Annotated in this window: 23 protein-coding genes; 6 read left to right on the forward strand and 17 right to left on the reverse strand. The window is 65.2% G+C overall.

The features are described 5' to 3' along the window. Window positions 1–38: 38 nt before the first annotated feature. The 3 genes from JWS13_RS12580 to JWS13_RS12590 all read right to left on the reverse strand — a co-directional run bounded on the left by JWS13_RS12580 (window position 39) and on the right by JWS13_RS12590 (window position 3,511). On the reverse strand, window positions 39–1,256 hold the full coding sequence (locus JWS13_RS12580; protein ID WP_087561717.1) for a cytochrome P450: 1,218 nt from the start codon (window positions 1,254–1,256) through the stop codon (window positions 39–41). 44 nt (window positions 1,257–1,300) lie between these two features. Continuing rightward, window positions 1,301–2,119, reverse strand: coding sequence for an alpha/beta hydrolase (locus tag JWS13_RS12585; protein ID WP_206005816.1), 819 nt, complete (start codon window positions 2,117–2,119; stop codon window positions 1,301–1,303). A 306-nt stretch (window positions 2,120–2,425) separates the two neighbouring features. Continuing rightward, complete coding sequence (locus JWS13_RS12590) at window positions 2,426–3,511, reverse strand: VOC family protein (protein ID WP_206005817.1); 1,086 nt, start codon at window positions 3,509–3,511, stop codon at window positions 2,426–2,428. A gap of 495 nt (window positions 3,512–4,006) precedes the next feature. On the opposite strand from JWS13_RS12590, the gene JWS13_RS12595 reads away from it, so the two are divergent. The 3 genes from JWS13_RS12595 (at window position 4,007) to JWS13_RS12605 (ending at window position 7,638) form a co-directional block, all read left to right on the forward strand. Then, on the forward strand, window positions 4,007–4,885 hold the full coding sequence (locus JWS13_RS12595; protein ID WP_206005818.1) for an acetaldehyde dehydrogenase (acetylating): 879 nt from the start codon (window positions 4,007–4,009) through the stop codon (window positions 4,883–4,885). Further along, window positions 4,882–5,925: a 4-hydroxy-2-oxovalerate aldolase gene (gene dmpG / locus JWS13_RS12600; RefSeq protein WP_206005819.1), complete on the forward strand. Its 1,044-nt coding sequence runs from the start codon at window positions 4,882–4,884 to the stop codon at window positions 5,923–5,925. Before JWS13_RS12595 ends, dmpG begins: the two co-directional genes overlap by 4 nt. Before the next feature lie 243 nt (window positions 5,926–6,168). Beyond that, window positions 6,169–7,638 carry an aldehyde dehydrogenase gene (locus tag JWS13_RS12605; RefSeq protein WP_087562402.1) on the forward strand — a complete coding sequence of 490 codons (1,470 nt, stop codon included), beginning with the start codon at window positions 6,169–6,171 and terminating at the stop codon, window positions 7,636–7,638. A 308-nt stretch (window positions 7,639–7,946) separates the two neighbouring features. On the opposite strand, the gene JWS13_RS12610 is transcribed toward JWS13_RS12605, so the two are convergent. From JWS13_RS12610 to JWS13_RS12650, 9 genes are all read right to left on the reverse strand, one after another. Further along, complete coding sequence (locus JWS13_RS12610) at window positions 7,947–8,471, reverse strand: hypothetical protein (protein WP_087562401.1); 525 nt, start codon at window positions 8,469–8,471, stop codon at window positions 7,947–7,949. Window positions 8,472–8,506: 35 nt separating this feature from the next. Further along, on the reverse strand, window positions 8,507–9,166 hold the full coding sequence (locus JWS13_RS12615; protein WP_087562400.1) for a hypothetical protein: 660 nt from the start codon (window positions 9,164–9,166) through the stop codon (window positions 8,507–8,509). Beyond that, window positions 9,163–9,864: a hypothetical protein gene (locus JWS13_RS12620; RefSeq protein WP_206005820.1), complete on the reverse strand. Its 702-nt coding sequence runs from the start codon at window positions 9,862–9,864 to the stop codon at window positions 9,163–9,165. The genes JWS13_RS12615 and JWS13_RS12620 overlap by 4 nt, the downstream gene beginning before the upstream one ends. A gap of 50 nt (window positions 9,865–9,914) precedes the next feature. Then, window positions 9,915–10,448: a hypothetical protein gene (locus JWS13_RS12625; RefSeq protein WP_087562398.1), complete on the reverse strand. Its 534-nt coding sequence runs from the start codon at window positions 10,446–10,448 to the stop codon at window positions 9,915–9,917. Window positions 10,449–10,457: 9 nt separating this feature from the next. Next, window positions 10,458–11,048: an Mce/MlaD family protein gene (locus tag JWS13_RS12630; protein WP_241032168.1), complete on the reverse strand. Its 591-nt coding sequence runs from the start codon at window positions 11,046–11,048 to the stop codon at window positions 10,458–10,460. After that, window positions 11,045–11,500 (reverse strand): hypothetical protein, encoded by a 456-nt coding sequence (locus JWS13_RS12635; RefSeq protein WP_087562396.1) that lies wholly within the window; start codon window positions 11,498–11,500, stop codon window positions 11,045–11,047. Before JWS13_RS12635 ends, JWS13_RS12630 begins: the two co-directional genes overlap by 4 nt. A gap of 165 nt (window positions 11,501–11,665) precedes the next feature. Continuing rightward, the gene (locus JWS13_RS12640) at window positions 11,666–12,076 is read right to left on the reverse strand and encodes an SCP2 sterol-binding domain-containing protein (protein WP_087562395.1); all 411 of its coding nucleotides are present in this window, start codon (window positions 12,074–12,076) and stop codon (window positions 11,666–11,668) included. A gap of 96 nt (window positions 12,077–12,172) precedes the next feature. Then, the gene (locus JWS13_RS12645; protein WP_087562394.1) at window positions 12,173–12,367 is read right to left on the reverse strand and encodes a ferredoxin; all 195 of its coding nucleotides are present in this window, start codon (window positions 12,365–12,367) and stop codon (window positions 12,173–12,175) included. Window positions 12,368–12,486: 119 nt separating this feature from the next. Next, entirely contained in the window at window positions 12,487–13,491 is a 1,005-nt protein-coding gene (locus tag JWS13_RS12650; RefSeq protein WP_241032169.1) for a porin PorA family protein, read from the reverse strand. An 807-nt stretch (window positions 13,492–14,298) separates the two neighbouring features. On the opposite strand from JWS13_RS12650, the gene JWS13_RS12655 reads away from it, so the two are divergent. Beyond that, window positions 14,299–15,480 (forward strand): thiolase family protein, encoded by a 1,182-nt coding sequence (locus JWS13_RS12655; RefSeq protein ID WP_206005821.1) that lies wholly within the window; start codon window positions 14,299–14,301, stop codon window positions 15,478–15,480. Between the two features lie 37 nt (window positions 15,481–15,517). Here JWS13_RS12655 and fdhD read toward each other — a convergent pair whose 3' ends face one another. The 5 genes from fdhD to JWS13_RS12680 form a co-directional block, all read right to left on the reverse strand. Continuing rightward, window positions 15,518–16,363 carry a formate dehydrogenase accessory sulfurtransferase FdhD gene (gene fdhD, locus JWS13_RS12660; RefSeq protein ID WP_206005822.1) on the reverse strand — a complete coding sequence of 282 codons (846 nt, stop codon included), beginning with the start codon at window positions 16,361–16,363 and terminating at the stop codon, window positions 15,518–15,520. 208 nt (window positions 16,364–16,571) lie between these two features. Further along, the gene (locus tag JWS13_RS12665) at window positions 16,572–18,872 is read right to left on the reverse strand and encodes an FdhF/YdeP family oxidoreductase (protein WP_206005823.1); all 2,301 of its coding nucleotides are present in this window, start codon (window positions 18,870–18,872) and stop codon (window positions 16,572–16,574) included. 45 nt (window positions 18,873–18,917) lie between these two features. Further along, window positions 18,918–19,271, reverse strand: a complete 354-nt coding sequence (locus JWS13_RS12670; RefSeq protein WP_143543161.1) for a hypothetical protein — start codon at window positions 19,269–19,271, stop codon at window positions 18,918–18,920. A gap of 28 nt (window positions 19,272–19,299) precedes the next feature. Further along, window positions 19,300–20,256: a dihydropteroate synthase gene (gene folP, locus JWS13_RS12675; protein WP_206005824.1), complete on the reverse strand. Its 957-nt coding sequence runs from the start codon at window positions 20,254–20,256 to the stop codon at window positions 19,300–19,302. Next, entirely contained in the window at window positions 20,253–21,116 is an 864-nt protein-coding gene (locus tag JWS13_RS12680) for a bifunctional methylenetetrahydrofolate dehydrogenase/methenyltetrahydrofolate cyclohydrolase (protein WP_206011580.1), read from the reverse strand. Before JWS13_RS12680 ends, folP begins: the two co-directional genes overlap by 4 nt. Before the next feature lie 247 nt (window positions 21,117–21,363). On the opposite strand from JWS13_RS12680, the gene JWS13_RS12685 reads away from it, so the two are divergent. Both JWS13_RS12685 and JWS13_RS12690 read left to right on the forward strand, forming a co-directional pair. Further along, window positions 21,364–22,872 carry a sensor histidine kinase gene (locus tag JWS13_RS12685; protein WP_206005825.1) on the forward strand — a complete coding sequence of 503 codons (1,509 nt, stop codon included), beginning with the start codon at window positions 21,364–21,366 and terminating at the stop codon, window positions 22,870–22,872. Window positions 22,873–22,878: 6 nt separating this feature from the next. Then, window positions 22,879–23,541: a response regulator gene (locus JWS13_RS12690; protein WP_206005826.1), complete on the forward strand. Its 663-nt coding sequence runs from the start codon at window positions 22,879–22,881 to the stop codon at window positions 23,539–23,541. Window positions 23,542–24,027 lie beyond the last annotated feature (486 nt).

Raw genomic sequence — 24,027 nt, forward strand, 5'->3', positions numbered from 1 at the left:
TCCCTACCTGATAGGGACGACGTCAGGACGTCGGTTCGCTAGTTCTCTTGCGCCCAGGTGATGGACAGTTCCAGCTCACCGAGGCTGCGGATGATGTTGTTCGGCTGGAAGCGGTACTTGCCGGCATGGAAACGTTCGACGTTGTCGGCGAGCACGTTGAACAACGTGATCATCTCCAACCGTGCCAGCGGCTTACCCAGGCACGCGTGCTTTCCGCGACCCCAGCCGAGGTGACCGGCCGGGTCCCGGGTGATGTCGAACGAATCCGGGTTCTCGAACTTGCGGTCATCCCTGTTCGCGGACCCGTACATCACCACCACACGCGAGCCCTCCGGAATAGCAACGCCGGCGATCTCGGTGTCCTTCGTCGCGACCCGGGTGAAGAACTGCAAGGGCGATGCCAGACGCACGATCTCGGGGATCGCGCTGGTCAGCAGGGAACGGTCCGCTCGCAGACGATCCCACTGGTCCGGGTGCTGCGCGAACAGCAGCAGGCCGATCCCGATCGCGCTGATGGTGCTGTCCACACTCGGGTAGATGTAGTCGTTCATCACTCCGCGGGCGAAGTCCTCGGGCCAGCCGACGGCCGCACCATTCTTGAACAGCTGATCCGCCCAGCCACCCTCGCGCACATTGCTCGGGAAGTTCTCGTCGGCGAACTCCATGTACCCCATCATCGTTTCCAGGGCAGGCTGGGTACGCGGGGCGTGCAGCGGGCCGATGCTGTCGAATCCGGCGACACCCCACTTGAACATCTGCTCCTGGGTGACGCCCTCGACGCCGACCAGGTCGGTGACGATCTCGATGGGCATCGCCATCGCCACGTCCGCGACACCGTCGAGGTGGTCCTTGCCCTTCAGGGATTCGACCAGGTTCTCGGCAAAGTCTTTCAGTCGCGGCTTGAGCTCTTCGAGCGGTCCCTTCTTGATGGGGCATCCCTCGACCTGACGGATCTCGTCGTGGTGATCGCCCTCGGTCTGCAGGCTGGTCTCGGTGATTCCATTGAAGAACTGGTTGAATCCCACGCCTTCACGGGATGTGAAGGTTTCCCAGTCCGAGAGCACCGAGGACACCTCGTCGTAGCGGGCGCAGGCGTAGTACCCGTACTTTTCGAGCCAGACCACCGGGCCGGCGTCTCGCAGCTTTGCGTAGGTGGGGAAGGGATCGACGAGCACCGCGTCGACGTGGAGATCGTCGTCGAAACTCGGAATACCGGCCGGCGGTCGCTGCTGCTCGACCGCTGCATCCTGCGTCATTGTTTTTCTCCTCGAGTGTTGTCGATGGTGACGTTGTGTGGGGTTCAGCCGCGAAGGTGGGCCGAGAGGAAGGCTGCGGTGATCCCCAGGTGGTCGTGCTGGTCGAACTCGGGTCCTTCGTGGCCCGCGCCGCCGAGCACGAGGAGTGTCGAACGGGCGCCGGTGCTGACCAGGGCGTCGTGCAGCGCGTGGCTCTGCGCGGACAACGTGATCCGGTCGCGGTCACCGTGCGCGATCAGAAACGGCGGGGCCAGTGAGGTCACGCGGCTGAGTGGGCTGGCGTTCCAGGAGGTGTCCGACGGCGCCGCGACCTCGTCTTCGCCGAGCAGGGCCTTCTCGAACGGCGGTGGGAGAAGGTGGCTTTCGATCCAGCTTCGGCCGGCGTTGGCAGCCAGGTCGGACGGCCCGAACCAATGGACGACGGCGTCGACTCGGCTGGACTGATCGAGATCGTCGCCTACGACACCTTCGAGTTCGTCGTCGCCGGGGGTCAGTCCGACCATGGTGGCCAGGTATGCGCCTGCCGATGCGCCCCACACCCCGATCCGGTCGGTGGATACCCCGAGCTCAGCTCCGTGTGCGCGCAGCCATCGCACGACGGCCTTGACGTCGTGAATCGGGTTCGGGTACGAACCCTGCGGCGCGAGACGGTAGTTCGCGGAAACCACGGCGATGCCGTACGAGGCCAGTCGCGCGAGGCGGTCGTCGGCGCCGTCCTTCTTGTCGCCGAGCTGCCACCCTCCGCCATGGAGGTAGATCACCGCCGGCGGATTATCGATGTCCGGGCGGTACACATCGACGGCGATCTCGAAACCGTCCACCTCGGCGACGCGCAGATTGGACTGCACTTGAACATCATTCATGAAGAAGCCTTCCAGAGGTCAGGTATGGAATCGGCAGGGATTCGTCATGCTCGGTCCCATGGGACCCGGAGCCTGCCGCGAAGGTCATTCGCGGTTGTGCCTGTGATACACAACACTACGAGGCCGTGAGTGGGTGTGCCATGGCGTCAGGCGCACATCGTTTGGCATTCACGCGCACGGTTTGCGGTGGCGGACAGGACACCCGTCCACAGATTGGTAGATAGCCGACAGAAACGCACGAAAACGCGACGGACCGGGTGGTCCGTCGCGTTTTCGTGGATATCACGCAGTGCGGATTACGCTTCCCTACGCCGTCGGTGCGCCGGCCACCGCGCGTGAGTGGTCGATCTCGTCGCCGATCGCCTGCTCGGCTGCCGCGGCGTCGGGGCCGGGGCCGCCGGGGCCGAAGTGCGAGTATTTCTCGATGTGCTGGTCGAGCGAGAGCGGGCTCGGGGTGCCGTAGGTGAAGTACGTCTCCCACGGCAGCTTCGCGCCGCCGATCGCCAGCCCGGTGTCGATGTCGGACATCTGCCAGGTCTTGGTCTCGCCGTCCGGGTCGAGGTGCAGGTACCCGACCTCACCGAACAGCTCGATGCGGTTGCCGCCGGGCTCGAAGACGTACAGGAACTGGGCCTGGGTGATCCCGTGCTTGTCGGGTCCGGCTTCGATCCGAATGTCGTAGTCGCGGAACATCTCCACGGCGTCGATGTTGTGCTGGCCGGTGCCGTAGTAGAACGCGAGGTGGTGCATCTTGCCCCGTTCACCCTGCGCGTCCCGCAGGCAGGCGACCTCGTGGCCGAGGATGTTCGAACTCATCCAGGCACCGATCTCGGTGTCGCCGTCGACGACGCGTTCGGTGGTCCGGAACCCGAGGTGGCGTTCGAAGGAGTTCTTCACCGCGGTGACGTCGCTGGCGAGCAGGTTGAGGTGGTCGATGCGTTTGACGGGGATGCCCTGCAGCGGCTTCTTCGACGGGCGGGTGAGGATCTTGGACTGCAGCTCCGGCGGGGCCTGGTACTTCTCGACCTCCCAGAGCAGTTCCAGGTTGTGCCCGTCCGGGGACTGGTAGGTGAAGGTCTTGCCGTACCCGAAGTCGCTCTCACGCCATGCGCCGTCGACGTTGGCGTCCTTGAGGGACGCTGCCCGGCGTTCGAGGGCTTCCGGGGAGCTGGTGCGCAGTGCCGCGTGGCCGAGCCCGGCCTGGGTGGATTCGGTGACCTTGAGGCTCCACTGGTACGGGTCCTCGTAGGCGCGCAGGTAGACCGACTGCCCCTCGGTGTGGGTGATGTACATGCCGAGGAACTTCGTGAAGAAGTCCACCGTCTCCTGCGGCTTGGGGCTCAGCAGTTCGGCACGGGCGAGATGGGAAATCTCGAACCGAGAGTCACTCATGTCGTTCTCCTTTATCGCGCCGCCATGACCGCGGTGGGCCGCATGCGCCGGCGACGTTTGTGGTGGATACGGGACTCGGGCGGGAATACGTCCAGACCCTTGAAACCGGCGGTGACCGCTGTCGCGGTTGTGACTGCCTGTGGCCTAGAACACTACGAGCCGGAGAGGCGTCGAGCCATGGCTTCAGGCGCACATCCTTTTGCCTTCAGGCGCACCGCGAGCCGCCCCGACGTCGCTCGCCGTGCATCACCTCCGCAGCCGTGACCAGCCTATCTAGGTCCGATCTCCGATTAATCGGGATCGGGGCGGCCCAGAAAGGGGTGCTGTTCGGTTATCCCGACCATCACCGCTCCATTCCCACCGGCAGTGGTTCCCTCGAAAGGACTTCGGTGAGGCACGAGCGCGATTCCAGCGCAGACCACATGCGAGTACTCACCACCGATCTAGACGCACCAGGTTCTGTCCGCACAGGCAGATATGAGCGAGAGGCACACAATGAGTCGCAAGAGCGCCGCGATCGTCGGCTCCGGGAACATCGGTACCGACCTGATGTACAAGCTGCTGCGGTCCGAGCACATCGAACCCCGGTACATGGTCGGTATCGACCCCGACAGCGAAGGCCTGGCCCGCGCCCGGCAGGAAGGCCTCGAAGCCTCCGCCGAAGGGGTGGACTGGTTGCTCGCCCAGCCGGAACTGCCCGACATCGTCTTCGAGGCCACGTCCGCGAAGATCCACGCCGCCGCGGCACCGCGCTACGCCGAGGCCGGGATCACCGCCATCGACCTCACCCCCGCCTCCATCGGCCCGTACGTCGTCCCCGCGGTCAACCTCGACGCCCATTTGAGCGCCCCGAACGTGAACATGGTCAGCTGCGCCGGCCAGGCCACCATCCCGATCCTCTACGCCATCAACGAGGTCGCCGACGCCTCCTACGGGGAGATCGTCGCCGCGATCGCCTCGCACAGCGCCGGGCCGGGCACCCGCCAGAACCTCAGCGAGTTCAGCGAGAAGACCGGCAAGGCCCTCGCCCAGGTTGCCGGCGCCGACCGCGCCAAGGCCATCTCGGTGATCAACCCGGCCGAACCGCCGATGAACATGCGCGACACCGTCTACGCCAAGGTCCGCAACCCCGACCCGGCCGCCATCGAGCGCGCGGTGATCGACATGGTCGCCAAGGTCCAGCAGTACGTCCCGGGCTACTCGTTGCGACTGGTCGACGTGGACGGTGACCTGGTCACCGTGATGCTCGAGGTCGTCGGCGCGGGCGATTTCCTGCCCACCTACGCCGGCAACCTCGACATCATCACCGCCGCCGCCGTCCAGGTCGCCGACGTCATGGCCCGCCAGAACCTCGTCCAGGGAGCAGCACAGTGAACACCCCAACCCAGAAGAAGATCACGATCGTCGACACCACGCTGCGCGACGGCATGTCCTCGGTCTCGCACCAGTTCACCCCGCAGAACGTCGCCGACATCGCCCGCGGCCTCGACCGCGCCGGGGTCTCGACCATCGAGGTCGCGCACGGCATCGGCCTCGGGGCCTCCTCGATCCAGTACGGGTTCGCCGCCGCCACCGACCCCGACTATGTGCGCGCCGCAGTCGACGCCGTCGACAACGCCGACATCGCCGCCCTCTACGTCCCCGGCATCGCGACGCTGGCCGAGCTGCAGAAGGCCATCGACGCCGGCATCAAGACCGTCCGTGTCGCGGTGCACTGCACCGAGGCCGATTGCGGGCAGCAGCCCGTCGAATGGGCCAAGGAGCAGGGCCTGACGGTGATGACGTTCCTGATGATGAGCCACAAACTCGAGGCCGAACCGCTCGCCGAACAGGCCGCGAAACTCGACTCCTACGGCGCCGACGTCGTCTACGTCGTCGACTCCGCCGGTGCCATGGTGCCCCGGCACGCCGGAGATCGGGTCGCTGCCCTGCGGGAGGCGATCACCGCGCACATCGGGTTCCACGCCCACAACAACCTCGGTGTCGGCATCGCCAATGCGCTCACCGCCGCCGAGAACGGGGCCACCTTCATCGACGGGTCCCTGCGCGGTCTCGGCGCCAGCGCGGGCAACGCCCAGACCGAGGTCCTGGCCGCCGCCTTCGAACGCGCCGGCTGGGACACGGGGGTGGACCTGTTCCCGCTCATCGACACCGCCGAGCACGTCGTCGCGCCGCTGATGAAGGAACCGCAGATCGTCGACGAGACCGCCCTGATCCTCGGCTATGCCGGGGTGTACTCCACCTTCTTCCACCCCACCAAGCGGGCCGCGAAGAAGTTCGGCGTCCCCGCGCGCGAGATCCTGATGGAGCTTGGTCGCCGCGGCGTCATCGGCGGCCAGGAGGACATGATCATCGACGTCGCCTCCGAACTTGCCGGCCGCACCTACGAGACCCCGGTCTTGGCTGGGTCCTGACCGAATGGAGGGACGCTCCGGACAACACGCAGTCGGTGCGTCCCTCCATCCCACCCATTTTCCGCGGTGTTCGTGCCGTGCGCCTCGCGACCACCCGATGTGCGTGTGAAGCCATGGTGCGCCCGGACCTCGGCTCGTAGTGTCGTGAGTCACAGACACCGTCAATGGCATGCCGCGCTTTGTCGCGTTTTCACATCAGGCCCGGGAGGCCCTGCATTCCAGCCTGAATTAACAGGAGAGCACATGACCGCAGTACCGGAAATTTCCGACGTCAAGCACCTCATTGGTGGCGATTGGCGTTCCGCGTCGGACGGCGCGACGTTTGAAACGCGTGACCCGCACGATGACTCTCTGCTCGGCACCGTTGCCCGGGGCACGGCGGCCGATGGCACTGAAGCCATCACCGCGGCTCGGAAGGCGTTCGACGAAGGCCCGTGGCCGCGGATGTCGCCGAAGGAGCGGGCGAAGATCCTGCACGCGGTCGCGGACAAGGTCGACAGCCACCGTGAGGAGCTGGCCCACCTCGAGACCCGGGATGGCGGCAAGAGCATCAATCAGTCGCTGCACGCCGAGATTCCCCGCGTCGCGCACAATCTGCGGTTCTTCGCCGACTACGTGTCGATGGCCGCCAACGAGGCCTACCCGGATGGAGAGTTGCTCTCCTACGTGCTGTACCCGCCAGCCGGAGTCGTGTCGGCGATCAGCCCCTGGAACGCGCCGCTGATGCTGGCGACGTGGAAGATCGCCCCTGCGTTGGCGTTCGGGAACACCGCCGTCCTCAAGCCGTCACCGCAGACTCCCTTGACCGCCAATCGGTTCGCGGAACTCGCCCTCGAGGCCGGGTTGCCCGAGGGTGTTCTGAACGTGGTACACGGATTCGGCGGCGAGGCCGTCGCCGGACCTCTCACATCAGATCCGAGGGTCGACCGGATCACGTTCACCGGCTCGAGTGCCACCGGGGTCAAGATTCTCCAGGCCGCCGCCGTGAACCACACCCCGGTTTCGGCGGAGATGGGCGGCAAGTCCGCGAACATCGTCTTCGCCGACGCTGACCTCGACATCGCCGTTCCCAAGTCGATCCGTGCGATCTTCGGGGGCAACGGCCAAGTGTGCCTGTCGGGTTCGCGGCTGCTGGTGCAGAACTCGATCATGGACGAGTTTCTCGAGCGGTTCACCGAGGAGGCCCGCACGCTGACCGTCGGTGACCCGAAGGACCCTGCCAATTTCGTCGGTCCGCTCATCGAGCAGAAGCACCTCGAGAAGGTGCACGGTTACGTCGAACTGGCACAGGAGGAGGGTGGCAAGATCCTCACCGGCGGGTCCCGGCTTACCGACGACGCCCGAGCGAACGGTTTCTACTATCCGCCGACAGTGATCACCGGGCTCACCAACGACTCGCGCACTGCGCGCGAGGAGATCTTCGGTCCCGTCGAAACGGTTCTCGGATTCGACACCGAGGATGAGGCACTGCGGATCGCTAACGACTCGCCCTACGGGCTGGCCGGGATGCTGTTCACCGAGAACCTCAACCGGGCTCATCGAATGGCGGCGCAGTGGAAGGCCGGCACCGTCTGGATCAACACCTTCTTCGAACGCGACCTCCGACTGCCGTTCGGCGGCGAAGGCAGCAGCGGACTCGGCCGTGAGGGCGGCCAGTACTCACGCGAGTTCTTCACCGAACCGCGCGCTGTGACGATCCGCCTGCGCGGGTAGTCTTCGCCACCTCGAATCGTCCGGTGCGGCTGATGCTGCACCGGACGATTCGGTTTGTGCAGGTCCGGGCATCCGGCCGGGTTCAGGTCCTGAGCACGATGCCAGGGCGACACGGCACGGCCCTGGCCGTCAGGCAGCCTTGACTGCCAGTCCGTCGACCATTTCCGGACCGAGACCGACTCCATGACGGGCCAGGCTCCTCACCGATCTGCTCGGTTGCAGAGCCCGCACACGACTGAAAAGGCACCGACGGTGTGGTTAACCGCCGGTGCCCTGGTGCACCCGTTGTTCTTGGTGACTTGTGCCGCTCAGTTCCCCACTTTCGGCAGCAGCAGAGACACTCGGAGTTTGGAGTCGATCGTTTGCCCGAGTGCGAGGGATTGGTCGAGTAGCGGTCCGAGTGCCTTCACTTTCGCGTCTGCTTCACCGAGCGTGGTGACGATCGTCGCGGCCGGCGCCGCGGCCGCATTGGCCTGGTCCGTTGCCGCCTGTCCGGCTCCGATGATGCCCACGAGCGGCGGGTCCGCCGCCTGCAGTGCATCACCGAGCGCGGCCAGTTGATCCCCGAGCGAACCAAGAGTCTGGTCTGCCCTGGTCAGCGAGTCCAGGATCCCGACCACATGCGGGAGGCTGTTGTTGATCGCCGTGTTGGCGGGCGGTAGTTGCTGCGCTCCGTCCAGTGCTTGATCGGTGGTGTTGTCGACGATCTTCGCCTGTGCCACCCCGTCCTTGAAGATGTCGTTCGAGATGCTCAGATCGCGGGTGACGACGAGGATGCCGGCAAGTACTGCGATGGTGAATGCGAATGCAATTGCCCAAGAGAGCCGAAGCATCAGGGATTCCGCCTTTCGAGGAGATTGGGGTGCCGTCACGCCGGTGGCGTGGAAGCCGGTGCGGGTGCAACACCCAGCGGCGGCAAGTTCAGTTCGTTGACCGGTGGGCCGACCACCGCGAGAAGGGGACCGAACTCCTGGACGTGGGCGGCTTCCTCGCGGATGACCGACAGTGTGGTGGCGATGGCCGAGGCTTTCGGGCCGAGTTCTCCGAGCGATCCGCCGACCGTGGTCAGCCCCTGGTTGATGCCCTCCAACTGTGTCGTTACCGAACCGACCGCGGTGGACAGACCAGCCACGGTTGGGCTGGCTTGGTCGGCGCGGCTGGTCACCGAGGCCACCAGGTCGGGTAGCGGCAATGCGGTGGCTCCGACCGATGAGGTGGAGGCGTTGACAGTCTTCGCGAGGCCGGACAGCTCGCCCGCCTTGGTGGTGAGGCCCTCGAGGTCGTTGGCGAGCGGGGTGAGGGTCTGGATGTCGGTTGCCAGTTGAGCGTGCTTGGGGAGTAAGAGAGCGGACAGACTGTCGAATTGGCCCGCTGAGTCGATGAGTTCGAGGCTCAATGCCGAGGGCCGTCCCAGCGGGTCGCTGACATCGCGTAGCGACGGGAAGAAGCCGTTCAGCGCACACAGGACGACGGCTGGCACGACTCCGAGTACCAGGACGACCAGGGACCATGCCTTCTTGGAGATCATCGGATTCCTTCTGGTGCGGGGATGAGCGCGTCGGAAGCGGGCACGAGTGCGAGTTTGTTGGTCGTACGCGTCAGTTCTGCATTGAGTTGGTTCGTCAGATCCAGTGCCCGAGTGAGTTCATCGTTGACCGCGGTGACCGTGGTGTTCGCGTCCGCGGAGATCTGGTGCAGGGATGCGGCCGACCCTTGGAGGGTGGTTGCCACCGACTCGAGTTCGCCTGCGATCTGGGTGTCACCTTGACCTGCGGCGACGAGGGCCTGCGCGTTGGGCAGCAGCGCGGCGAGATGGTCGACGTCCGTAGCGGCTGCGGAGTTCAACTGTGCCAGGACGCCGTTGAGTTCATCGAGCTGTCGGCGCGCGGTGGCGGGAGCGGTGAGGTCCGCCCGTTGGGCGAAGAATTCGTTGGTCACGCGGAAGTTGTCGACCACGGTGCGCGCACTGTCTTGAACGAGAAGCCCCTTGTGGATGGTCAGCAACACCATTGCGAAGAGAACGACTGCGATCACGGCGGCGGCGCGGCCGCACCATTCGGTGATAGTGGCGTACCGAGTCCGCGGCGCCGTATCGGGCACGTCCGATGTCATGGTCGGCGCGCTCTTCCGGTAGGGCAAGTCCGAAGTCGGGATGTCGAAACGCCGATAGCCGGTCAGGCCACGGCGTGAGAGGGAGGAGGGAGATAAAGTGTTGCCCTGCTTCATATCACGTCCAGTCGGGAGGGTGGGTTGCGCAGTTCAGTGGATCTGACGGACTATCCGGGTAGGGGCAGCATCTGGTTGATCGTTTGTGCCGCCGCGACCGATCCCTCTAGATCACTGACCAGTCCCTGCACGATGGCCAGCAGCTGTCGGCCTTGAGCACCGAAGCTGTCGGCGGACTCCACCAAGGGCAGCACCGTGTTCTGGACCTCGCCGAGTATGGACTGGATATTCTGCAATTGTTCGTTGGTCATCTGCGCACCTGTTGTTCCCTGCGCGAGCATCGCCGCGGCGGGCGTGATGGCCTCGTCGAGTTTGACCAGGAGGGGACCCAGCGCGACTGTCGAATCCAGCGCCGTTTGTGCAGTGTGCGTGAGTTCGGTCAACTGCTGCAACTGTCCGGTGAGTTTGTCATTGACGTCGACGATGTCCTCAGAGACACCGATGCTGGTCACGTTGACTTGCTGCTGATTGTCGAGGCGATGATTGAGGTTGTAGACGACGAATGTCAACAGTCCCAGAACACCGACCGCGACGATCGCCAGGACCATCCGTGCGGGTCCACCGCGGCGTCCGAAGAAGATCACAACAATTCCCTACTTTCCTGACAGATCGTTCGCGGATTCTTCCGCCGAGACCCGGGCGCTGTGGACCTTCTCGGCCGTCGAGCGTGCGTCGTCGAGGATCGATGCCAGTGTTGCGCGGTTGCCGGCCAGCGCCGTTGTCGCACCGTCGACCGGAGGCTGCAGCGAGTTGATGTGCGCAGTCAAAGCGTCCAGGGACACCACGAGATCGTCGACGTTCGCGCCTGCCTGGTCGAGTGTGCTCTGTACATCTCCGCTGATCTGGCCGATCAGGGTATTCAGTTCCGCCGCCACTGTGGCATCCGTTTCTTGGACGCTGGCCAGGGCCGCCTTCATCTTGTCGAGGGCTGCGAATGCGGACAGGGTGACTTTCTCGTGTTCGACGAGTTCGGCAAGCGCGGGGTTGTAGTTGTTGGCAGACATGACGGCCTGGTCGAGCCGATAGGGTGTGGCGGTCAGGTCGTAGACGCGAGGCCCGAGATAGAAGATGCCTAACGGGATCAGAGCGAGAAGGACGACACCGCGCATCACCTTTGTTGTCGTGGAGGCGCGTCGCGGATCCGGTTCGCCCACGGCGCGTTCCGTATGAGAGATCACCGTCATGAATCGCTCACCGAGAGTAGGGCGATCAGGCGTAGCACCGTCGCGGTATCGGTGAACAGACCCTTGACGACGAGTCGGCGCGTCACTAGTGCACCGAGCAACTTCATCCCGCGATTTGTCAGCAGTCCGAACGGGACGAGCCCGCCCGCCTTCGTTGGCAGCTGTGCGATGGTGTGGATGTGGTTGTCTGTGGTGATCAACACCACCGGCGGTTGCCCGACCATGCCGTTGTAGACGACTGCTTCTTCGTCCCCGCACACGATCGTGCAGGCGCTGTCGGTGTCCGTGCTGATGATCGTGACGGAGTGGGTGAGCTTGTGTGCCAGCTTGATACGCGAGGGGTGTTCTTCGAGGTTTTCACCAAGGTAGGTGCCGATGAATCCTGCGATGCTGTTGGCGTCGGCTCCGTCGTACAGAGACACCGGGTACTTGGTGTGTTCGAGGGTGGTCACAAGGTCGGCCTTTCGATGCTGGGGAGGAATCGTTCGGCGTAGCGTCGCGCGACGCTGGAGGGACTATCGACGGATCGGTCGGGTTCGGTTTGGACACCAGGATGGGGCCGGTGGAGGTACCGGCCCCATCGTGGATCGGGCGTCGGGATTGGTCCCGGTGACGGGTCAGGCGATGAGATCCTCGCGTCCGGCGTCCTTGAGGTCCTGGATGTAGATCGGGAACAGGAACTTGGTGCTGGGCACGAGCTTGAGCACCTTCATGATCTGACCTTCGGCTTTGACGGTGCCCTTGGTGAGAGCCAGCGTCATGTTGACCTTGCCCTGCCAGAATTTGTTTGCGGTGTCGGAGCTCATTCGCAGGGTGGCGTTGGGCTCGACTCCGCCTTCGGCGACACTCGAATAGACCTTGTTGTTGGGCATATCGAGCACGACCTCACATTCGGGGTCGTGGCACGCGACGAGGAGAACGGCGCCGGTGGCGGTGAGCTTCGGGCCGAGCTTCTCGTCCAGGTACGCCTTCTCGAAAATGCCTCCGACGAAATTCCGCAGGTCGGTGGGGTCGGTGAATGCGGGCATTGTTCTCTGCTTTCTCTCTGATGGGTGTTACGTGAAAGGTGTGGGTCGGTGATTGCTCATCGCAGTTCCCGACCATGAGATGTGGAGCCGGAGGGATCAGTCAGCAAGCCGTAGCGCCGCGACCGGGCACAGTTTGACGGCCGTTTCAACCTTGGGACGAAGACTCTCGGCCGGAGCGTCATCCAAGACAATCACCTCGTCGCCATCGTCGTTGAGGTCGAAGACCTCGGGGGCGGCGATGACACATTCGCCGTGCCCTTCGCATCCTTCATAGTCCACGACGATCTCCATGGGTCTGTCTCCCTTCCTGCGAACCGGGGCTCAGCGGCTACCCCAAGCGATGGATAGATCCAGGTCAGCAAAGCTGCCTTCATGTCGGAGCGACGACAGGTTTCGGATCCGCTGCTCGGCTATCGAACCGACACGTTTTCCCGCGGCGCCGAAGACTGGGCGACTCCGCGCCGGCGGCCCCGAAGGATGCCGACGAGCAGTGCGAGAACGCCGAGGATCAGGAGAGCGATTGGCACGACCACACTGATCAGGTTCAACTGCATGCTCTGGGACTTGGCCGCAGCAGCGGCGTCGCTGATCGACTGGTCGTTGAGAGCGGTGTCGATGGCGAGGACGGGCATGACGGGCACCAACTGGCCGTCGATCTCGACATTCGCGATGATCTGCTGGTTCAGCTTCGCGTCGATGGGAGAGCCGAGGACCTGATCTGCAGCGAGGTCGATTCGGGTGACCGCGGTGTACGTGAACGGCACTGGATCGGCGAGCTGCCCGAGAGCCCCACCGAGACTTTGCTGCACGTCCGCCGGAAGGAGCGGAGCCAGCGATCCGACGAGCGACTTGGGCAGCGCGGGAGGCAATGTCGCCACGATCGCGGGATCGCGCAGGGTCCCCTTGGCTTCCACCGTGTAATTGAGTACGTCGCGTCCGGAGACGGTACCCGGGTCGACGTAGGTCATCGGAACCGTCGTTCTCGTTGCCGAATCGTAGTACTGGTAGTTCGCTGACGGGTTCGGGTGCAGTGGAAGAGCGATGGTCATCCCGCTGTGGGGTTCAACTCCCTCCCCGCGCGCGCCGTCCGCCGCATCCATCGTCTTGCGGTCGATGGCGTAGGTGTGGTTGGACGGCACCGAGAGTCCGGGTGCCGCGAGGGTGATGTCATCGTGAGCGAGCGCGGTGTCGCCGTCGGTGCTCGAGACGTAGATGTGCCGATCGATTGTCACCGGGACATCGGATGCGATCACGTTGGCGATATCGCCTGCTTGGAGCGCCTGAGCGTTGAGCAGCGTGCCGGTCCCCTCGTATACCGGGTTGACGTCAAGGTCTCCCGGCAACTTTGACAGCGAGGGCACTAGCACGAACCGCAGGAGGGCGGCCAGAGCGATGAACAGCACGCCGACTGCCACAAGGATTTTCGAAGAGCGTCTGACAAGCATCGACCGGTCCTTCGTCTACTTGATCGGTGGGTGAGGATCTGCCCCTTGTCGCCCGCCTCGCTAATGGACCGACACTTGCGTGGCCGTGTCGATCGTCGAGGCGGTGCGCGGATCGCCATCTATCGGTTCGCCGGGCAACCTCACTGTGGTCACCGCGGAACACTGCCCAGATGCCACCACGTCGGTCCAGGGCTATCCGCGTATCCTGATCAATCGAACTGAAGCCGAGCGACGATGCCGTGATGCTGGACACAACAACCGGTTGCTTGTGACTGCGCGCACAGACCAATCCGCCGGGTTAACCAGCGCCTCTGTGATATCAATCCAGCGGTCCGGGACAATCACCACGGTACTGCCGAATTCTTCCCGACATCCTGGAGCCGGCGCCGTTCCGACACACAACCCCACACACTGAGTGCGGCAAGACCCACAGTGCTCCGATCTGGGAAGGTACGGAATCGTGTGATGGACAGCTTTGACTCCGCGATCATCGAGTTCGCCTGCCGGTGGCTGCCATACGGCACGCCACCATCCGAGGAACTGCTCACCCGATTCGGCATGACACGTGAGCGGTACGGACGGCAGCTCGCGCGGATCCTCGATGATCACCCTTCGCGGATACCCCTTGAAACCCGGCGCAAGCTTTGGCTGCATCTCGCTGAGCGCCAAACGGTACCGCCCCAGGTGACGACCACTCCCGGTCTCTGACACGGGCCTACACAAAGCGGTGGCAATCGACCGCTGCACGATCAAAACTGCTGATAAAGAAGGCTTTTCATGAATTCTCCTGAACCGATCGTCGTAGTCGACGGCGCGAGGACCCCGATCGGCAGCTTCGGGGGCGCGTTCAAGGACGTGCCCGCCCACGAACTGGGTGCGACCGCCGCGAAGGCCGCACTGGACCGTGCCGGGGTGCCGGGCGGCGACATCGACGAGGTGGTGATGGGCTGCATCGGTCAGGTCGGGCCGGACGCCTACAACGCCCGCCGCGTGGCCCTGGCCGCGGGACTTCCGGAGAAGACCCCGGCGTACACCGTGAACCGGTTGTGTGGGTCGGGTCTGCAGGCGGTGTGGTCGGCGGCGCAGCAGATGCGCTGGGGTGGGGTGAACTTCGCCCTCGCCGGCGGCGACGAGAGCATGTCGCGGATGCCGTTCTACGACTTCTCCGCCCGCTCCGGCTACAAGCTCGGTGACCGCAAGCTGGTCGACGGCACGGTCGCGATCCTCACCGACCCGTTCGGTGGCGTGCACATGGGCCGCACCGCCGAGGCCGTCGCCCGCAAGTACGACGTGAGCAGGCAGCAGCAGGACGAGTTCGCCGTCGAATCCCAGCGCCGCGCCGCCTCCGATGCGGCGAAGGCCGCGTTCGCCGAGGAGATCACCCCCGTCGAGATCGGCGGCCGGCGACCCAAGACGGTCGACGTCGACGAGCACCCCAAGCCCGACACCACCCTCGAAACCCTCGCCAAGCTGCGGCCGGCGTTCGAGGAGGGCGGCTCGGTGACCGCCGGCAACGCGTCCGGGATCAACGACGGCGCCGCGGCGCTGGTGCTGGCCACCGAGTCCGCGGCGCGGGACAAGGGCCTGACCGGGCTGGTGACACTCGAAGCGGTCGCGACGGCGGCGATGGACCCCGCGCTGATGGGATACGCCCCCGTCCTCGCGTTGCAGAACCTGTTCGAACAGACCGGGACCACCCCCGGCGACATCGACGTGATCGAGCTGAACGAGGCATTCGCATCGCAGGCGGTCGCAGTGATCCGGGACGCGAAGCTCAGCCCGGAGAAGACCAACCCGTACGGCGGGGCGATCGCGCTGGGTCACCCGGTCGGGGCGACCGGGGCGATCCTGAGCCTGCGCATCGCGAAGGACATGGTGCGCCGCGACCTCGAACTCGGCATCGTCACCATGTGCATCGGCGGCGGCCAAGCCCTCGCCGCCCTCTTCCGCAGGATCTGAAACTTCGAAGCACCGTCGCGTCGCGCAGCGCACATCGTCACTGCACGGCGACCGTCGCTCCGGCCAGCACTCGGTGGGCGTGGGTGTAGAGGTTCATGGTGGTGCCGCGGAGGAATCCGATGAGGGTGAGTCCGGTGTCGTGGGCGAGGTCGATCGCCAGCGACGACGGCGCGGACACCGCCGCGAGGATCGGGATCCCGGCCATCACCGCCTTCTGCGCCAACTCGAACGACGCCCGACCACTGACGAGCAGCACCGTCCCGCGCAGCGGGACCCGGTCCTGTTCGGTGGCCCACCCGATCAGCTTGTCGACCGCGTTGTGCCTGCCGACGTCCTCCTTGACCGCGAGCAGTTCCCCGGATCGGCTGAACAACCCCGCCGCATGCAGACCCCCGGTGGTGTCGAACACCTTCTGCGCCGCCCGCAACCGGTCCGGCAACTCGGCGATGGTCGCCGCCTCCACCCGCACCGTGTCCGTGGTGGGGGAATGCCGGGTCCGTTGCCGGATCGCGTCGAGGGACGCCTTCCCGCACACCCCGCACGAGGACGTGGTGTAGAAGTTGCGTTCGATCCCGGTGTCGGGCAGGAACACTCCCGGCGCCAGGTCCACATCCAGTACGTTGTAGGTGTTGACGCCGTGCTCGTCGACACTGTTGCAGTACCGTATCGACGCAATATCGGCGCGCCCGGTGATGATGCCCTCGGTCAGTAGGAATCCCTGCGCCAATTCCACATCCGAGCCGGGGGTGCGCATCGTCACCGCCAACGGTGTGCCGTTCACCCGGATTTCGAGGGGTTCCTCGACGACCGCGGTGTCGACGCGGGTGCGCCGCTGCTCACCGTCGATGCGGGTGAGAGGACGTCGCGTCGTTACTCGGGCCACTGCGACCACCTCGCCGGCGCCGGTCGACTACAGACCCTGTCGTTGGCATCCTTCCGTGTGCCAGAAGGTGAATCGAAGCGGGGAGGGCGGCGTCCGACGTTGCGGACGAACAGGTAGATGAACGCCGCGAACGCGTGCAGAAGCAGAGACAGCACGAATTGCCCTCCTCGAAGACCCCATCGTTGCCAGAAGTCCCGCATTGCTGAACTCAGCCCCGCTTCTCGAGGCGGATCGTGACCGCCTTCGACACCGGCGTGTTCGACTTGCGCGCAACATGATCGAGCGGGATCAGCGGATTCGTCTCCGGATAATAGGCGGCCACATTCCCCTGTGGGGTCGGGTAGGGCACCAACCGGAAATCCTCCGCCCGCCGCTCCTCCACACCACCGTCGGCCGTCGTCCATTCGGAGACCAGGTCCACCCGATCCCCCGCCGCGTACCCGAACGACTCCAGGTCCTCGGCGCTGATGAACAGCACCCGCCGACCACCCTTCACGCCGCGGTAGCGGTCGTCGAGACCGTAGATGGTGGTGTTGTACTGATCATGACTGCGCATGGTCTGCAGGATCAGCCTCCCCGCCGGCACCGGCAGCCACGACAACTCACTGACCGTGAAATTGGCCTTCCCCGTATTCGTCACGAACCGGCGCTCGTCCCGCGGGGGGTGCGGCAACCCGAACCCGTCCGGCCGGCGCACCTTCCGGTTGAAGTCCTCGAACCCCGGGATCACCCGGGCAATGGAATCCCGGATCCGGTCGTAGTCGGCGGTGAACTCCGCCCACGGCACCGAATGCTCCGGCCCGAACAACGCCTGCGCGATCCCGCAGACGATCGCGACCTCACTACGCAACTGGTCACCGGCCGGGGGCAGGCTGCCGCGGGAGAGGTGCACCATCGACATCGAATCCTCGACACTGACCTGCTGCTTGCGGCCGGCCTGGACGTCCTTGTCGGTGCGGCCCAGCGACGGCAGGATCAGTGCGGACTGCCCGGTCACCAAATGGGAGCGGTTCAGTTTCGTCGACACCTGCACCGTCAACGCACACCGGCGCAGCGCGGCCTCGGTGGTCTCGGTGTCCGGGGTCGCGGAGACGAAGTTGCCGCCCATCCCGACAAACACCGACGCCTTCCCGTCGCGCATCGCCCGGATCGAATCGACCGCATCGAACCCGTGCCGACGCGGCGACCGGATACCGAACTCGGTATCCAGGGCGGTCAGGAACGCTTCGGGCATCTTCTCCCAGATGCCCATCGTCCGGTCACCCTGCACGTTCGAGTGGCCGCGCACCGGGCACACCCCGGCGCCCGGTTTGCCGATCATCCCCTGCAGCAGCAGCAGGTTCACCGCGTCCTGGATGGTCGCGACCCCGTGGGTCTGCTGGGTCAATCCCATCGCCCAGCAGATGATGGTCTTCTCCGATCCGATCAACGCGTCCGCGGTGGCCCGGATCTGCTCGAGCGTCAACCCGGTCGCCTCCACTACGGTGCCGAGATCGACCCGCCGCAGGTGCGCCGCGCACTCCTCGAACCCGGCGGTGTGCCGGTCGATGAACTCCCGATCCAGCACGGTGCCCGGTGCCGCGTCCTCGGCCTCGAGCAGCAACCGGCCCAGGCCTTGGAACAACGCCTGGTCGCCGCCGATCCGGATCTGCAGGAACTCGTCCGCGATCTGCACCCCGTCGCCGACGACGCCGTGCACCTTCTGCGGGTCCTTGAACCGCAACAGTCCGGCCTCCGGGAGCGGGTTGATCGCGATGACCGTCGCGCCGTTGCCCTTCGCCTTCTCCAGCGTCGAGAGCATCCGCGGATGATTGGTCCCCGGGTTCTGCCCGGCGATCAGGATCAGGTCGGCGTTCTCGATGTCGGGGACCGACACCGACCCCTTCCCGATCCCGATCGTCTCCACCAACGCCGACCCCGACGATTCGTGGCACATGTTCGAACAGTCCGGCAGGTTGTTCGTCCCGAACGCCCGGATCATCAACTGATACACGAACGCCGCCTCATTACTGGTGCGCCCGGAGGTGTAGAACACCGCCTCATCCGGCGACGCCAGAGCGCGCAGTTCCCCGGCGATCAGCGCGAACGCCGCGTCCCACCCGATCGGCTCGTAATGCGTGGCCCCCGGCAGCAGGACCATCGGATGCGTCAACCGGCCCTGCTGCCCCAGCCAGAACTCGGTGCGACCCAGCAGATCCGCCACCGAATGCTCGGCGAAGAACTCCGGTGTCACGGTGCGGGTGGTGGCCTCCTCGGCGACCGCCTTCGCGCCGTTCTCACAGAACTCCGCGTGCTTGCGGTGCCCGGGGGTTTCCGGCCACGCGCAGCCCGGGCAGTCGAATCCCTGCCGCTGATTCAGCTTCATCAGGGTCCGGGCCATACGCACCGGACCCATCTGCTCCAGTCCGCGCTTGAGCGAGACCAACACCGCAGGAACACCTGCCGCATAGGACTTCTCGTGCGTGACGACGACATCGTCCTCGTCGATTTCATGAATGTCGTAGGGCATTGCAGTGCTTTCGTCGAGGTTGATAAGTATGTGGGACTGGATTAGCTAATGCCCGACGAAACTATTCGAACGCCTTCTCCGTTCGCGCCTTTCCACGAGCTGGCCGCGCAAGGCGATCCGGACATCCGGCGACAGGTGACGCGACGCCACCTTCTCGAGAATCTCGCGAAGGTGCTGGTCGTACCTGAGTTCCGTCATTCCGAAGTCGATCCAGATTTCGTCGGATGGAGGTCCGCCATACGGCAGCCACCGACACGCGACCTCGAGGATTGCTGGATCGAGACCTTCCACGATCACCCTCCTGCACTCAACCTGCGAACGACTCGATTTGCCATTCAGCTTTGGCGATGATGCCGTGTATGGCGTCGTCGTGACGGTGTTGTCGGCATGGTTGAACACACAGGGTGGGGTATCGCGGCGAAGTCGACTAATCGGGACGAATCGCGATCCCGATGTCTGTGTGGTCGACCCGCGACGCTCGAGACCGCTTTGTTGGGCCTGGCGGACGTGGGGCGTTTCGCACTTTCTCTGCCACGCGGAGCGCGTCCAAAGTGCCGGAAACGTCGTGCACACGCACACCCCACGCGCCACGGTGTGCCGCGAGAGCGGAGATGACTGCGGTGGCGGTGTCACGGCCCACGGTGGGGCGGTTCTGGCCATCTTCTCCGAGTAGTGCACCGAGGAAACGTTTTCGGGACGCTCCGATGAGAACCGGGTACCCAAGTGCGCACAGTCGAGGGAGATGGGTCAACAGCGCCCAGTTGTCGTCACTGCTCTTGCCGAAACCCAGGCCAGGATCGACGATCACCGATTCCGGAGAGACGCCCGCGGCGAGCGCGCGAGAAACCATCGCGTCGAGGTCGTAGAGGACTTCGGTGACGATGTCGCACGGCCGTGGCCGCCCCGAGTCCGACATGCTGTGCCAGTGGTTGATGATCAGTCGAACGCCGGTTTCTGCTGCAACGTCAAACATTTCCGGGTCCGCGCCACCACCGGACACGTCGTTGATGTAAGTGGCGCCGGCGCGGACTGCTGCCGCGGCGGTATCTGCTCGCATCGTGTCGACGCTGATCGTGACACCGCGCGCAGCCAGGTCCTCGACGACGGGGATCACTCGGGCCCGCTCGACCTTCCCCGGTACTCGTTGTGCCTCGGGGCGGGTGGATTCACCACCGACATCGACCACGTGTGCGCCCGCGCGGTGCAGGCGGAGTCCGTGTGCGACGGCCGCGGATCGGTCGAGAAACCGACCCCCGTCGGAGAAGGAATCGGAGGTGACGTTGAGGATGCCGACCGCGGTTGTCCCGACCGGTTGGGCGCCAGTGGTAGTGGTGGAGTGGGGTGTGTGCGGGTTGGCGAATCGCGGCGAACAGGATCGGCTCATCGTGCCGGGAATGCTCGTTCGGCGGCTTCGACGATGTTGACCAACAGCATCGCGCGGGTCATCGGGCCGACACCGCCGGGCATCGGGGTGAGGTGGCCGGCGATCCCCCAGGCGTTGGGGGCGATGTCGCCGATGATGCCGTTCTCGGTTCGTGTGATGCCCACATCGAGGACCGCGGCGCCCGGTTTGATGTCGGAGCCGTCGATCAGGGCTGCGCTGCCGGCCGCGCCGACGACGATGTCCGCCTCGCGCAGGTGCTTGCGTAGGTCGCGGGTTCCTCGGTTGCACAGGGTGACCGTCGCATTCTCTGATTCTCGGGTGAGGAGAAGGCCGAGGGGACGCCCGACGGTGATGCCGCAGCCGACGACGACGACCTCGGCCCCGTCGAGCGGAACACTGTACCGGCGGAGGAGTTCGACGATGCCCCGGGGCGTGCACGGGAGTGGTCCCGGGGCTCCGAGAACCAGTCGGCCGAGGTTGACTGGGTGCAGGCCGTCGGCGTCCTTGTCCGGATCGATCCGCTCGAGGAGCGCGGTGCGGTCGACGTGCGCGGGCACCGGGAGTTGCACGATGTATCCGGTGCACGCCGGCTCGCTGTTGAGGTCGTCGAGTGCGGCGAGGGCGTCGGCGGTGCTCGCGCCGGCCGGAAGGGTGATCTTGAACGAGGACACACCGATCTCGGCGCAGTCCCGGTGCTTGCCGGCGACATAGGCCCTGCTGGCCGGGTCCTCGCCGATCAGGACCGTCCCGAGTCCGGTCGCGACCTGCCGAGCGGCCAGTGCCGATACTCGTTCGGTCAGCTCACGGCGGATGTCCTTGGCTGTTGCCTTGCCGTCGAGTACCACCGTCGGCTCGGTCATCGTGGACGAGAGTGCGCTCACCGAACATGCCCCTTTCGAGAGAGTGACGCAGGAGGTCGTGGATGACGCGTCCTGCGGAAGGCGTGCGTGTCGCGGCGCCTGCTTCGCTGTCAACGCTAAGGGGGCCCGCACTCGTTCGGCAGTGGCGTCCGACAGGAAAAACCTGCCGATCGCGGCGGGCAGCACTAGGTCAATTGACGCGCCGCCCGCCGCCTCGACTGTTCCGTGGCGTCCTACCATGAAACGGGTGAACGGCAGATCGATCGTAGACGCAATCGCCATCGGGGTTGCGGTCGTCGACGACGCCGGCCGCTTCGTCTCGACCAATTCCGCCGGCGCGGTCATGCTCGACGCCACGGACACGGGTGAGCTGCTGGGGGTGCAGAGCCCGTTCGACATCAGCTCCGATCCAGCCGGGGCGGACACAGAGGCCGATGCTGCTGCCGAGCGGGTCGGCTACTGGGATGTCGGTCTCGAGGACTTCGTGATGCTCTCCTACCAAGTCGGCTCTGCGGTGACCGGCGGAATGGTCGTCACCTTCCGGGACGTCACCGATCAACGGCGGCAACAAGGTCGCGTCGCCGCGTTGGCCCGCACGGCCGCGAACATGGCGTCCCAACACTCGGTGGCCACCGTGCTCGATGCGATGGCGTGGGAAGTCCAGCAATCCGAGGGCGTCGCCGCGACCCAGTTCATCACCGTCGCGCCGGTCAGCAGGCGGCTGCAGGTGATGGGGGCTGCCGGGTTCTCCGAGGTGCACACGTTCTTCGACCTGCTCATGGCCTCGCACCGCCGGGGTGCGACCCTGGCCACCTACGAGGTGATGGACAGCGGACGGCAGATCGTCTACCCGAACCGGAAGGCCGCCATGCTGGCCGATCCCAATTGGCAGCCGCTCCACGAGTATGTCTCACAGATCGAATGGGCTGACTTCGTCTGCACACCCTTGGTGACCCGCGGCAAGGCGGTCGGCGTCCTCAACGTCTACATGGAACCGAGCTATCACGCCGGCCGCACCATGCTCGACTTCTTCACCGCGATGGCGGACCAGGCATCGCTGGCGATCGACTACGCCACTTTGCTGGAACGTGATCGCATCGCGGTGCGCAGGGAAGAACGCAAACGCCTGGCCCGCGATCTTCACGATTCGGTTGTGCAACAAGTATTTTCGATCGGCATGCAGGCACGGGCCCTGGAGCGGATGGGCGCCAAGGCACCCGAGCCGCTCGCCACGGACATCGCGCGGATCGCCGCGGAGGTCGCCGAGCTGAGTCTGGCGGTGCAACACGATCTACGTGGGGTGGTCCTCGCACTGCAGCCGTCGATGTCCGCCGAGATGGGGCTCTCGGCAGCATTGCAACTCCTCGTCGAGAAGATCACCCGCCGCACGGACATCCAGATCGAATTGTCCGTCGGTCCGGAACTCGACGAGGACGACACCGACTTCATCGAGGACGTCTACCAGGTTGTCAGTGAATCCCTGCACAATGCTGTCAAGCACGCGGCACCGTCCACCGTCGCGGTGAGCGTCAATGTGTCCGAGAACCCTCGGCTGGTGCGGGTCGACATCATCGACGACGGTACCGGTCTGACGGCCGCAGCCTCGACCACGGACGGCTACGGACTGACATCCATGCGGGACCGGGTCGGCAGGTGGTCCGGGCAGCTTCACGTCACGACGAACGACTCCGGCCGCGGCACCCACGTCAGCGCGTCCCTCGTGCCGCCCCCGCCACATCCCGATCACAGGAAGTAGGACGCCATGGACGAGTCGGCCACAACGATTCGTGTACTCCTCATCGACGATCATGCGGTCGTCCGGCGCGGAATCACCAGCTTCCTCGCCTCCACCGACGACATCGTCGTCGCGGCCGAAGCCGGCGACGGCGTGGAGGCCTTGGACAAGCTCGCCGACATGGCGGCGCACCAGCAGCTGCCCGACGTTGCCCTGCTCGACCTCGTCATGCCCCGAATGGACGGTGTGGAGACCGCGAAGGAAATCGCGGCCCGCTACCCCAGCGTCCGGGTCGTCGTCCTGACCAGCTTCGGGGAGACCGAACGAGTGCACGCGGCGCTCGCCAACGGCGCCTCCGGATATCTCCTCAAGGATGCCGATCCGTCCGAGGTCGAGGCTGCGATCCGCGCCTCGACCCGCGACGAGGTGTTCCTCGACACCGCGATCGCCCGCCAGTTGACCCACCAGATGATCACGCCCGCCGCCGGACTGCGATCGTTGAGTGCCCGCGAACGCGACGTCCTCATCCTCGTCGCCCGCGGCATGTCGAACCGTGCCATCGCCACGGAGCTGTCGATCAGCGAACGCACCGCGCGCACCCACGTAGGCAACGTGCTGGCGAAGATGCACCTCAACTCACGCACCCAGGCCGCACTGGTCGCGGTCCGCGAAGGGCTTGTCCAGCCCTGATTCGTCACGGTTCACCCTTAAGCCACGCAATACGATGACTGGGGTCGTCCGATCACTGTGCCAACTGGTCAGCCCTGAGTCCGCAAAAGACCACGGCCTCGTTGAGCAGTACCCGAAACACACGCCCATGGGACCACGGCAGCTACGGATCCGCCGCCGCGACACCGGATCAACTGTGGCACTGCCATCGTCACCGAGGACCGAGTCACGACGTCGGTGTGGATGAGCGGAGAGCCTGCCCAAGCACAGCGTGGTCTGCGGGGGACGAGTTGATACTCCGGAAGTCGTGAGAAAAGCACTTGCCGTGAGGTTCTCGTGCCTTCGACCGTCTGGGATCACACTTCGCGACAGTCGGCCACTCACAGCCCTACCTGGCGATTGTCGTGTTGTAAGCCAGCTGTGCTCCCAGCACAAGAACGGGGCCACATTTGGCGACTTGGCATATGGTACAGGTCACATTCGGCCCCTAGTCTTAGTCGCGTCACC

The sequence above is a fragment of the Rhodococcus pseudokoreensis genome, assembly GCF_017068395.1.
Classification (GTDB): domain Bacteria; phylum Actinomycetota; class Actinomycetes; order Mycobacteriales; family Mycobacteriaceae; genus Rhodococcus_F; species Rhodococcus_F pseudokoreensis.

Bases quoted from the DNA above. Each gene is read 5' to 3' on its own strand.
- JWS13_RS12580 (WP_087561717.1), bottom strand. From the start codon at position 1,256: ATGACGCAGGATGCAGCGGTCGAGCAGCAGCGACCGCCGGCCGGTATT.
- JWS13_RS12585 (WP_206005816.1), bottom strand. From the start codon at position 2,119: ATGAATGATGTTCAAGTGCAGTCCAATCTGCGCGTCGCCGAGGTGGAC.
- JWS13_RS12590 (WP_206005817.1), bottom strand. From the start codon at position 3,511: ATGAGTGACTCTCGGTTCGAGATTTCCCATCTCGCCCGTGCCGAACTG.
- JWS13_RS12595 (WP_206005818.1), top strand. From the start codon at position 4,007: ATGAGTCGCAAGAGCGCCGCGATCGTCGGCTCCGGGAACATCGGTACC.
- JWS13_RS12605 (WP_087562402.1), top strand. From the start codon at position 6,169: ATGACCGCAGTACCGGAAATTTCCGACGTCAAGCACCTCATTGGTGGC.
- JWS13_RS12610 (WP_087562401.1), bottom strand. From the start codon at position 8,471: ATGCTTCGGCTCTCTTGGGCAATTGCATTCGCATTCACCATCGCAGTA.
- JWS13_RS12615 (WP_087562400.1), bottom strand. From the start codon at position 9,166: ATGATCTCCAAGAAGGCATGGTCCCTGGTCGTCCTGGTACTCGGAGTC.
- JWS13_RS12620 (WP_206005820.1), bottom strand. From the start codon at position 9,864: ATGAAGCAGGGCAACACTTTATCTCCCTCCTCCCTCTCACGCCGTGGC.
- JWS13_RS12630 (WP_241032168.1), bottom strand. From the start codon at position 11,048: ATGACGGTGATCTCTCATACGGAACGCGCCGTGGGCGAACCGGATCCG.
- JWS13_RS12640 (WP_087562395.1), bottom strand. From the start codon at position 12,076: ATGCCCGCATTCACCGACCCCACCGACCTGCGGAATTTCGTCGGAGGC.
- JWS13_RS12645 (WP_087562394.1), bottom strand. From the start codon at position 12,367: ATGGAGATCGTCGTGGACTATGAAGGATGCGAAGGGCACGGCGAATGT.
- JWS13_RS12655 (WP_206005821.1), top strand. From the start codon at position 14,299: ATGAATTCTCCTGAACCGATCGTCGTAGTCGACGGCGCGAGGACCCCG.
- JWS13_RS12665 (WP_206005823.1), bottom strand. From the start codon at position 18,872: ATGCCCTACGACATTCATGAAATCGACGAGGACGATGTCGTCGTCACG.
- folP (WP_206005824.1), bottom strand. From the start codon at position 20,256: ATGAGCCGATCCTGTTCGCCGCGATTCGCCAACCCGCACACACCCCAC.
- JWS13_RS12680 (WP_206011580.1), bottom strand. From the start codon at position 21,116: ATGACCGAGCCGACGGTGGTACTCGACGGCAAGGCAACAGCCAAGGAC.
- JWS13_RS12690 (WP_206005826.1), top strand. From the start codon at position 22,879: ATGGACGAGTCGGCCACAACGATTCGTGTACTCCTCATCGACGATCAT.